At 25.5% G+C, this 12,236-nt stretch carries 8 protein-coding genes; all 8 read right to left on the reverse strand.

Annotated features, from left to right (window positions below; all coding sequences use genetic code 4):
* Positions 1–6: 6 nt before the first annotated feature.
* Entirely contained in the window at positions 7–3,198 is a 3,192-nt protein-coding gene (locus tag MOSC01_RS04725; protein ID WP_010321329.1) for a P97 family adhesin, read from the reverse strand.
* A gap of 273 nt (positions 3,199–3,471) precedes the next feature.
* Entirely contained in the window at positions 3,472–4,260 is a 789-nt protein-coding gene (locus MOSC01_RS0103075; RefSeq protein WP_010321330.1) for a hypothetical protein, read from the reverse strand.
* Complete coding sequence (locus MOSC01_RS0103080) at positions 4,261–5,682, reverse strand: Eco57I restriction-modification methylase domain-containing protein (RefSeq protein ID WP_010321331.1); 1,422 nt, start codon at positions 5,680–5,682, stop codon at positions 4,261–4,263. It abuts the gene before it with no gap.
* 164 nt (positions 5,683–5,846) lie between these two features.
* A complete protein-coding gene (locus MOSC01_RS0103085) occupies positions 5,847–6,746 on the reverse strand; it encodes a hypothetical protein (RefSeq protein WP_010321332.1) in 900 nt (299 codons plus the stop codon).
* A gap of 100 nt (positions 6,747–6,846) precedes the next feature.
* A complete protein-coding gene (locus tag MOSC01_RS0103090) occupies positions 6,847–7,776 on the reverse strand; it encodes a hypothetical protein (RefSeq protein WP_010321333.1) in 930 nt (309 codons plus the stop codon).
* A 288-nt stretch (positions 7,777–8,064) separates the two neighbouring features.
* Positions 8,065–8,796: a hypothetical protein gene (locus MOSC01_RS0103095; RefSeq protein ID WP_010321334.1), complete on the reverse strand. Its 732-nt coding sequence runs from the start codon at positions 8,794–8,796 to the stop codon at positions 8,065–8,067.
* A gap of 254 nt (positions 8,797–9,050) precedes the next feature.
* Complete coding sequence (locus MOSC01_RS0103100; RefSeq protein ID WP_010321335.1) at positions 9,051–9,788, reverse strand: hypothetical protein; 738 nt, start codon at positions 9,786–9,788, stop codon at positions 9,051–9,053.
* 80 nt (positions 9,789–9,868) lie between these two features.
* Positions 9,869–12,236 (reverse strand): ATP-binding cassette domain-containing protein (locus MOSC01_RS0103105; RefSeq protein ID WP_010321336.1); only part of this gene is annotated, 2,368 nt, incomplete at its 5' end.

The raw sequence follows: 12,236 nt of genomic DNA on the forward strand, positions 1-12,236 counted from the left end.
ATAATTTTATGAATTTAGCAATGATTTATCAGTTTTGTATACAAAAAACTTCAATTTCTTAGTTGAAAATTCATTCGGGTTTTTCTTGTTATATACATAAAAATGAAGAACTTTAATTGTATCTGTGCCTGGATAATTTTCATAAACACCCGCAAGTTCACCAGTAGAGCTTGGGGTTTGTGCTGCTGGTTCTGTTGTTTTTGGTGTTGGTTCTGCGGGCGCTGATGTTGATTCTGTTGGTGCAGGCGCTGGTGTCGCTGGTTCTGCTGGTGATTCTGCCGCCGTTTCTGCTGTCGGTGTTGCTACTGGCGTTGCTGTTTCTGATGCCGTTGCCGCTGGCTCTGTTGGTTTTACTTGTTCTACCGGTTTTTTAACAGCATCTTTTTTAACAGCCAACCCAAATTCTGGATAGTGTAAACTAAAATAAGAATACATCGGGAATTTTTTAATTAGTTCTGTGATATCAACATAATCTTCTTTTTCACCAACAAGACGATTAATATTTGTCCAAAGATCATTAAAATCATTATTATCTAAATAAGTTGGAAGAGTTGTTGTGCGGAAATTATCAACAAAATTATTTAGTTTTTCAATTTCTTCGGGAATAATTATTCCGTCTTTATTAGTTGAAATTTCAATTTGTTTTGGCTGGGTTTTATAAATTACTGAAATAATTTTTCCGTTTCGATCAACTGGGCCAACTTCATATCAATATTTAAGATTTACTTTTGGATCTGGCTCAACTTTTGTTGTAGGTTCAGATTTAGAATCGCTGGATTGATTAGAGTTTGCTGATTGACTTTGAGCTGCGTGGTTAAAAATTGAAAAAGAACCGCTTCGAGGTGAACTGTCGTCATCTTCAAATTGAGTTGCTGTTGCTATTGGGCTAGTAATTTCAAAATTAATTTTGTAGTCAAAATTATCACCTAAAGGTTCGGACAAAAGACCGGTTTTATTAGAATAAACATTTTGGTAAAAAGCAACAATAAAATCTGTTAATGTTTTAATTGGTGAACGATATTCGTCCCCGATAGTTGGATCAATTTCTTGAATTTTACTTGATTCAGATTTTATTTGGTCAACATAATAATCAATATTAATGGTGTTTTGTTCATTTTGAACCATTAAATCAATAATATTTTTGAGCCTTGGGTGAAGATAAAAACTATAAGGCATTCGACCTTTTTCAGCTCAATAATTGTTATTAATTGAAATTAACCAAATGTCTTTTTTGGCATTTCTATCCTTTTCTTGCAAGAAATTATTAAACCCTGTTTTGTCTTCAATTTTAATGTTTGCCAACTCTTTAAATAAATTTAGATTATCAAGATTGTCAGGTCAAGACTGGGTTGGGTCAATTAATTTTAGTCCTTTTAGTCAGTCAAAAAAATATTTTGCAACAAAAGCAGTATCGTTTTTAGCTAAAGTTGCATAAAACCTTAACATTTCTTCTTGAGATGGAAAGACAGGAGATAAAATATTAACAATTCCAGCAACTTCTTCTGGATATGTAAAAGTTCATCTTGAGCGACTAATTAATTCATCAACTGGAATAAGATCATATTTTTGCACTAAAAGCTTTAATTTTTCTTCGTCAAATTTAGCCCCATAATAATGCGGATTTTCTAAAATACTTTTTAGTTTTGTAAAGTCGCCTGAAGTTACAAGTTTTTGAATTTCTTCTTTTGGAAGTGGATTTCGCTCGGAAATTTGGGCATCTTTTTGGTTAAATTCAAAATTAACAGCTTTAACTTTTGAACTTAAATCAGGAATATTTTTAACTAAAACTGAATAGTCACCAACATTTTGAACAAACGGTTTTTGGGCAATTATTTCGTCTTTTTCATTATAAATTTCAATATTTCCATGAAATTGAGTTACAACTTTATTGTTTTCAAGGGCAAATTGGGTCATTTCAGGATTAACATTAAAATCAATTTTTATTTTAGAAAAAAGATCAGAATTTCTTAGACGAGAAATGTAATTTTTTAATTTTATTTTTGATAATAAAGGAACATTAGAAATCTGGTTTAATAAGTTTTTGTAAAAGGCTTGTTTTTCTTCATAAGATGGAAAAACTTGATTTTTTAAATAGTTTAGTAATTCTCAACTTGTGATTTTTTGACTGCTTTGCTCATGAATATCACTAAAATTAGTGAAGTCACTGTCAGAAAAAGGTGATAATTCAATGTCATTTGCAAGACTTCCATCCAAAAATGTATCTGAAAAATCAAGATCTACTGCAAAATTGAAGTTAGGACTTGATTTTATATCTTGATTGTTATGTTTAGCAAAATCGTCTGAAAATTTTGCTAAAAAATAAGCGCGATAAATGTTTTTTAAAGGGGTTTTGCTAAGATAAGCATTTTTGAGAACTGGTTCTTGGATAAGTTCGATTGAATATTTATTTTTGGCAAAATTATCATCATCGACAAATTTATTAATTTTATTTCTTAATAAATTTGTGATTGTTGACTCAAGATTAAAATATTGACTAATAATTTTTGAGGCTTCAAGTGCTGATTTTGCCGAGTTTACCTTGGTTAAAAATTCGCTAACTGTGGTTAGTTTTGCAATTTGTCTTGTTGGTGACTTATCAAATTCAGCGATAAGATAAGGTCTTAATTTTGAAAGTTCGGCTTTTGCTAAACTTGTAAAATTGCTTAGCGAGGAATTAGACAGACTTGATAGACGATTATAAGCAACTGTTGCTGAATGAAGATCAGAATTTGCGACTTTGCCATCGTCCAAGTTTTGCAAAACCCGTCAATAAATTTTAAATGACTGTTCTTGATCAAGTGCTTCGATATCTGTAATATTTAATTTGAATTTTTGTCATTGAAAATCATTTTGAAAATCAACAATTTCAAAATTGGAGTTAGAGTTTTGGGCATAAAAATCAAAAAAATCGGTGAAATTTATCCCCGATTTTTTTGTGCCATCAGATTCAAATAATTTACTTTTTAGACTAAAATAATCTGTATTATTTTCAACAATATCACTTTTTAGACTTATAGAACTAATCGAATTAGCTTGTTTTTGAACATCAAATAAAGGATCTTTGGTTACAGAAAGATTTGAAACAAGTCCAACTGGAATTCCAATAATTAGACCTGAAGCAATAAGACTTAAGCCGATTGTTAAAATCAATCTTTTTTTCCGTAATGCGACATTTGCCTTCCTATTTTCTTGATTCATTTTCACCTCCATTTGGAATTTGTATAAAATAAATAATGCCATGCTATCTTTGCATGGATATTTCTAGAATAATAGTTTTGCTAGCATATATTTTTAATTTTACCAAAACAAAAAAAAAAAAAAAAAGTAAAAATCTAAATAAATTAGTATAAAAAATAATTTTCTGATTTTTTTACTAATTTAATCAAGAATTTCTACTTATATTTTATATAAAATAGTTGTTTTTTACTTTTATTTAATAGAAAAATTCTCAATTTTAAATATTCGAAAAATTTAATTTTTTACAGAACCTTTAATTAAATAACTGATTCTATTAATAAAATCATCATAATCATTTATAATTACTGAATTTTGGATTTGTGTTTCTATTGGTTTTAGTATATTTGAAAATTCAAAAGCATTGAAACAATTGTCGAGGTGAAAATTAGCGACCGTTTTATAATCTTCAAAATTTTCAATTTCATATATATTATTGTGTTTAGATTTATTTTCTAAATTTAAGCAAGCAAAATTGATAATTACAATTAAAACTTTATTAGGTATATGTCTAAAATCTGATTGATTTTCAGTTGAAAGTTTTGCATATTTAAGAAAGTTCTTATAATTTAATTTTTCCCATTTTTTGTTAATTCTATTTTTAGAAAAATAAGGAACCTGTTCAAAAATAATTAAGATCTGAAAATATAATTTATTATTTTGACTACGAATATTAGCGGTTTCTCCAAGCATGTTTTCAAAATAATTTATTGAATTTTGTAAATAATTTTGCACAACAAACTTAAGACCTATGCCGGCAATTATTTCATTCTTATATTCAATTCCGATATCTACTTTTTTATCATAATACCGACCGATCATTTTAGCTTCTTTTTGAAATTGATTTCCGTTATCAACGCCTAATGAATATATTTTAAAATCTTGACCTAAGTTTTGCAACATTGAATTAGCAACAAAACTATGAATTATCTTTATTTTTTCAGTTGATCTTGACGAACCTTTATGAAGATAAGTTATAAAACTTTCTTTAATTATTTCTAAAAAATCATTATTTAATTTTTTCATTTACGTCCCAAACATAAAGTCTAAATATTTTTTAACATCTTTTGTTGAAAAAGTATAATAACCACCATTTTTGTACTTTCCTAATAATTTTACAAAGTTAAGAAAAACTTCACTTTGTAATTTTTCGGCAATTGATTTATAGTCAATTTTCTCGCTTATAATGTAAAAACCACTATAAATACAGGTGTTTTTTTGAATTAAATTTATTTTTAAGGGCTTGTTTTCTTTGACTAATGAATTTAAAACTAACCTTTCCTTATCAGTGTCTGAAATAGCTTGTCTTCGTCCAAAACTATACCAAAAATTCTTATTTGAATGGTCAAAGCTACGTTTTTGAAGTTTTTCCTTAAAAAAACTAAGGTGTTCAAAAATTTCTAGTTGCTGTTTTAATTCAGAATCTGAAATAATTTGGAAATTTTTGATATTATACGGAAAAATGATTTTTGCTCATTTTCCATTTGATGCTTTTAAAACGGGCAAAATATATTCAGAATTAAAGTTAAAATCACCAATAAAAACTGAATCAGCCAAAGTTGCTAAACCATTTTTGATACTAATATCACTTTTTTTCTTGTTGTAAATGATTTCTTTTAGAAAAGTTAGTTTTTCTGGAGTTGAAAAATAAAACTTATCATCTAAATAAAATTGCTCATATTCTAATTTAGAAACAAGAAAAATTGAATTTGTTTTATTGTCAAAATTATAATAATCGACCATTTGATTTCTAACCGATTTATCAATTGTGAAAATCGTTGTATAAGTTGTTGCTCTAAAAAATTGGTGATGTTTATGATCAACAACTGATTTTATGATTTTATTTTTGTATAAAAATTCCCGAAAAATTGAGCCAGCTTTGGATGTAAAAAATGAAGATGGACTAACATAAGATAAAATTCCATTTTTACTTAACATTTTAATACCAATTTCGTAAAAAGCAAGGTAAATATCTGTCATACCAATCGTTGAAAAATTAAAATTTTTCAACGATTTATTATTATTTAAATTATGAATGCGAATATAAGGTGGATTTCCGACAACAAAATCCATTTTTCCGTTAAAATGTTCGATTTCAAGGGTATTTTTAGCTTTAAAATCTCAGTTTACTCCTTCAATTTTATAATTTTGAACAACTAAATTTGCGCGAAAAATGGCATTTTTAACATGTTTTTCATCAATATCAATGCCATGAATATAAGTTTCTAATTGATGCTTAAGTGATTTTAAATTCGAATTTTCTCTAAAAAAAGCTCTACAATAACGTTCAATAATTTTAACTAAAAATTGGCCATTACCGCAACTGTTATCGATAATATGTTTTTTAAGTATGTTTTCTTTGTAACCAGCTTGATCTAAAATAAGTTCAACCAATAAATCTGGTGTGAAAACTTGCCCATTTAATTTTTGACTAACATTCTCATGCATAATAAACTTTTTTTCTTACTTTATTTTAAATTACTATGTTAATTTAAAATTATACCAAAAATTAACAAAAGTATTGCATTCAAAATCATTGATAAAAACTAGTTGTCTAGATTTTTCTACTAATTTAAAGTTAAAATTAAAACATTCTTAAAACCTTACAAAAATTAAATTTTAAATACAAAAAATTTAATTAGCCGGTCTAGAATAAACGGCACTATAAAAATAGCAGCCAAAACTAGAACAATATGGTTGATGATTAAGCGAGAATCATCAAATGCTGAAATCGTAACACTAAAAGAATAAGTTAATACTCAAAACGAGTATCAAAACATAATAAAATTTATAAAAACTGAAAATAGATAAATAATTAAGAAACGAACTTGCCGTTTTTTAATAATAGGATTTAATTCAGCGCTTTTTGTATTAAATGAGAAGACGTGTAAAAATATATCAAAATAATAGGAAGGTAAATATACTCTAGTAGATAATCACAAACCATCAATCACAACAAAAATATTTTCAATGATTTTATCAGGGTTATATCTATCTTTTTTTCTTACGTTGATTCAAATATAAGCGTTTTTTTTCTTTATAAGATTATAATTTTTTTCAAAATCAAAATTTGCTAAGAAATCAAATTGTTTATTTGTATCTAATTTACCTAAATTTTTTTTACATTTCTTCACTAGGTAAAAATTAAAAATTTTTTGGAAAAAACTACACAAATATGAATAAGGCAACAACAGGAGCGAGTAAAAAATTGCTTCGATAAAATGTCGAAAAAAGTAATTATCAAAAATTTTTGTATTAAAATGAATTAAAAAATCAAATTTAAGCGTAAAAATTAGTACTAAAATAACTAAAAAAAGTGGTGCTGGATAACTTATTAAAAACAGCGTAAATAGCAAAACAAAGTGTTTGATTGTTTTTTTATCAGGATTAAATTTAAATACAAGAAAGAAGAATAACCTAAAATACAAAATATTGCCTAAAATAGGCACTTTTGAAAATTCTCTAGGAATTTTCAAATTAATAAATTTTTCAACAGTCAATCAGAAATACATTTTTACAAAACAAATTTCCTTAAATTAAATTAATAAACTAGTTAAACTAGCCTAAGAATCAACCATTTTGTCTTTAATAATACTATCAAAAAATAAAAATTTATTTCTCAAATAGTCAAAAAGTTATTCATAATTTAGGATAATAAGCCGGCGTGGGTAGCATGAGAAAACCAAAAATTATAGTAAAAAAACCAGAGAGTAATAATCGGATTGCTTTGTCATTAGTATCATTTAAATTGCCATTTATTTCAGATACATGTCCCATTATAAAATAATATATTATTCAAAACGGATATCAAGTTAATATAAGTTGTATAAAAACAAAAGTAAAATAAACGTATAAAAAGATTTTCCAGTTTTTTTTAGAAATATTTGAATTTGTAGATTCAGTAGCGTTGAACAAAAAAACTTCCAAAATTATATGTGCAAAATATTTTGGCAAATTTCAATTAACTTTTAACCATCAACTTTGGATAATAATAAAAATATTTTCAATTATTTTTTCTGGGTTATACCAATGTTTTTTTTCAACACCCGCATAAAATTTTCGTTGACATAGAAATTCATAATGTTTAGTATAATTAAAATTGTTTAAAAATGGGAATTTATTATTTGTGTCTAATTTGCCAAGATTTTTTTTAACTTGTTTTACCAAATATAAATGAAAAATTTTTTGAAGAAAACCTGAAAAATAGGAATAAGGAACAATTAAAAGTGAGTAGACAATTATTTCAATCAAATGACGAATAAAATAATTATTAAAAAATTTTAAATCTAAATTCCTTAGAAAATCAGCATTACCGGTAATTAACAATGTTATTATAATTAAAAAAAGAGGGGCTGGATAACTTATTAAAGAAAGTGCTACAAATAAAAAGTAATGCTTTATTGTTTTTTTATCAGGATTAAATTTAAAAACTAAAAATGAAAATAGTTTAAAATACAAAGTATTGCCTAAAATAGGAATTTTTAAAAATTTTTTCGGTATTTGAAGGTTTATAAATTTTTCAACTGTTAATCAAAAATTCATTTTAGGGTATAATTTCCATCCCATATAAAATTTAAATGCAACACACAGACATTTTAAATTTAGGATTCCGCGACTTTGGCGGGATTTTGTTTCAAGTTTTTAAATGTTATACCAATCAATAAATCAACTTATTTTTTGATTGGTGATAGTTGCATTTTTAAAATTTTGAAATTCAAAATTAATTGTGACTACAAAATAGTATAAAAAATTATTGGTTAGTTTGTGGTGGTTATTTTTTGAAAGTATTAATTTATTTGTGCTTTGATTTTGTAAAAAATTTATACAATCTTAATTTTCTTTAGGAAGATAAAATCTGATAAAAATACTTTTAAAGTCTTTTTTAGATTCTTCAACAGAAACAGTCAAAAGATTTCTAATAACTTGTATTAATTTGATTGTTGATTGGTTTAATCATATTCAAGCAGCAGAACCAACAACCAAAAATATAATACCAGTTATGAACGCATATGTAAAATTAGGAATAACAGATAAATTATTATCTTTTGTTGAAACCGCTATTGTAATTATAAAATAGTAAAATAAAGTATAGCATGCAATTAAAAAAGGGACTAAAAATGATTCAACAATGTGCAATTTTAAAGTAATCTTGTATATAAATTTTTGTTTTTCTTTATAGTCGGGATCTTGTTCATTAAATTTAGAAGCAATTAAAGGTAATTGAAGTTTTAACCAATTATTATAATCTGAAACTCTTTTTGCAAATCGAGCTGCATTTTTTTCAATTTTTAAATGTTTAGGAAACTTTTTTTCAAGTTCTTCATTTGATAAATTCAAAGCCTCTTTTTTGTATTTGGGAATAAATCAAATGTATCTTGAAAAGGTAAGAAAAGCAAGCAAGAAAATCGAACTAAAAATAAATATTCTTAAAATAAGTATATGTTCGGGAAATAAGTATTGAAAAGGTGTACCTAATAGAATAATAATTAATAAAAAAACGCTCGGAACAATATAAATGGGTTTAAGAAATACTAGTCTATTAAGTAGTAAAATTGATTTCATTTTAATAAACACCTGCGATAATTTTTTCTAAATCAAACCTAAATTAGTATACTAATTTAGATATAATAGAGCCTATAAAATTATAAACTATTTTTAAGAACTTCACTAAAAGCTTTTTTGGAATATTTTAATGATTTAAAAAAATAGATAAGAAAAATAAGGAAGCTAGTTGAGAATCAAATCTAAATGAAATTGATAAAAATTTGTGTATAAGTTGGACTTATAAAATCAGGGAGTGTTCATAATTTTGTGTTTTAACTTTTTTTAGGAAGATAAAATCTAAAAAAAGTACTTTTATAGGCTTTTTTGCATTCCTCAACAGAAATAGTCAAAAGATTTTTAGAAATTTGTATTATTTTGGTTTTTGATTGAATTATTCACACTGTGGTAAAAATACCAATACTATAAAGTGTAATACTAGTTACTATCGAAAATACAAGATTATAATTAAAATAAAGATTATTAGTTCTTGGATTAACTGAAAATGTTCTTGGTAATATAAAATAGAAAGATAAAGTAAGGCATGCAATTACAAAAACAACTAAAAATGATTCAACAATGTATAATCTTAAATGCATCTTGTATAGAAATTTTTGTTTTTCTTCATAGTCAGGATCTTGTTCATTAAATTCAGAAGCAATAAAAGGTAATCTAGTTCTTAGTCAAAATTCATAATTTAAAACGGGCGTTGCATATAGAGGTAAATTTTTTTCAACTCTTAAAAGTTGAGGATACTTTTCTTTAAGTTTTTCATTTGACAAATTTAAAGCCTCTTTTTTGTATTTGGAAATAAATCAAATGTATCTTGAAAGGTTAATAAAAATAAGCAAAGAAAGCGAACCAAAAACAAATATTCTTAAAATAAGTATATGTTCAGGAAATGCTAATTGAAGAGGTGTGCTTATTAGAAAAATCAACGCTAAAAAAACGTTTGAAACAATATAAAGGGGCTTAAAAAATAATAGCTTATAAAATAGTAAAATTGATTTCATTTGAATAACCACTTGTGATAATTTTTTCTAAATCAAGTCTAAATTAGCATACTAATTTAGATGTAAAATGACATAAAAAATTATAAACTATTTTTAAGAAGTTCAGTAACAGGTTTTTTGTAATATCTTAATGATATGAAGAAATAGATAAGAAAAATAAGCAAACTAATTGAGAATCAAATTACAATGAAATTGATAAAAATTTGTGTATAAGTTGGACTGATAAAATCAGCGGTTGTTATCAAACTATAAAAATATGGCATGCTAGGCAAACTTATTATTAGCCCTGATATTAAAATTAAGAAAGAAATTGCAAAAATATTTAATATGTGTAAGAAAAAGATTTTTTTAGTTTTTTCGCCTAATGATTTAAGAATTCCAATTGATTTTAACTTTGATTGTGTTAGATTTTTTGCATAAAGAACTGAAAAAACTACCAATAAAACTGTAAGAATTACTTGAATAACAAGTAAAGCTGCTTGCACAAAAAAAGTTGACCTTAAAAGTAAAGTTTTTATTGAGTCAAGATCATTTGAATATGAAAAATTTGGAAAATCCTTTTTAAAAGAGTCTAAATTTTCACTAATATTTTCAGATTTTAAGAATATTTTTGCACCTCGTGGTCTTATTTCATTTCTATATTCATCACCATCATTGTGCATTATGATTTGGCGGCTAAGTTTAGACCTTTGTTCTTCGGGTGCGTTAACTTCAGATTTTTGTTCCTGCAAATGATGGTTTTCCTTTAGATCAAAAGTTCCGACTATTTTAAAAGGAATATTTTGCCCCCTTTTGTTTGATAATTCAACTTTAGACCCTATTTTTAGCTTCTCGTATTTGTCAGTACTCCCATTGTTTAAATCATCTATAATATTATTTATTTCATCAATAGTGTTAACTGAAACAACAATTTCATCTTTATTCTTAGGAAGCTCACCATTACTAATTTTTAAATTTTCTAGCTTTAAATCTTTTAAAAAATGATTTTTTTCAACTTCCAATTCTTCAAATCCTTTTGCATTCAAAGGAGCAATCATTATGTCACTGAAAAGTGACTCGCCGACTGTGTTTTTAACATAAAAAGCTTCTTCAATTTTTTTTGCTAAATTATAATGCAAAAAAGAGGGTATTGTGTTGAATACATCAGTTGAATAGTTTACTCCGACAATAGTAGCCTCAAAAATTGTTGGAATTTCATCAACATTTGAATTACGTATAGCTTTAATTTTAATTTTTTTGCCAATAGGATCGGTAATTTTTAATTTTGTGACAACTGAATTTGAAATAATTATCTCATTTTCATTTTGTATAAAATTACCTTGAATGTTTTTGTCATCAAATTTAAACCTATTTTTAAAAAAATCAGATTCGTCGATTAATTCTATATCATTTTTCTCAGAAATTAATTCTTTGCCGTTATTATTGTAAGTAAAAGCAAAGTTTTGAGTTGAATAAACGGGAATAATTTTATTAACAATGTCTTTTTTAGTATTGAATTTCTCGATTTCTCCGTCAAAAAATGGCGCTATTCCCTTTTTTTGAACCTCAAAAGAATCTAAATTGTATTGATGAATTCGTTGCGAGTTAACGGCATTTGCTTGTGTATCAAGTGTAGCAAATAAATTTAGACTTAAAATGCTAATTAGAAATGTTATAATTAGTAAAGTTGTAATAATTATTTTATTTTTAAAATCTAGCTTCAAAAATAAAATAATTGATTTTAATTTATCACTTATTTTTAAAGGTTTTTTTTCAAATTTAAAATTATAATCAGTTTTATTTAAAGATTCGCCCTTATTTATTTCTTCGATTTTATCAATTTCTAATACAGACTCATTTTTTAGGTAAATTATTCTATCGCCGTATTTTTTAGCAAGATCTAAATTATGACTAACTATCAAAATAGTTTTATTTTTCTTCAATATTTGTATTTTTTCAAAAAGAATTTCAGCATTTTCAACATCAAGATTTCCAGTAGGTTCATCTAACAAAATAAAGTCAGATTCACGGGCTAATGATCGCAAAATTGCGATTCGTTGTTTTTGACCACCTGATAAATCACTCACTTTATTTGCTAAATTTTCTTTTGAAATATTAACAAAACTTGCATTTTCTTCAATATTCTTTTCATCAATATTAAAATTTATTGCATTTGCGCCAATTTTAATATTTTCCATACCAGTAGCAAATTCAATTAGGTTAAAATCTTGAAAAACAACGTCAATTAAAGGGTTTTTAACAATTTTGTTATCTTTATAAAAAAAAATTTCACCTTTATCTTTTTGACTAAAATTAGCGATTAGGTTAATAAGAGTAGTTTTCCCAATCCCAGAAGGTCCAACAACAAAAACCAACTCATTAGATGGAATGTTCAGGCTAAAATTTTTGAAAATAGCTCTTCGGTTAAAATTTTTAGTCAAATTTTTAATTTTTATCATTTTTAAGTAG

The sequence above is a fragment of the Mesomycoplasma ovipneumoniae SC01 genome, from assembly GCF_000218525.1.
GTDB lineage: Bacteria > Bacillota_I > Bacilli_A > Mycoplasmatales > Metamycoplasmataceae > Mesomycoplasma > Mesomycoplasma ovipneumoniae_A.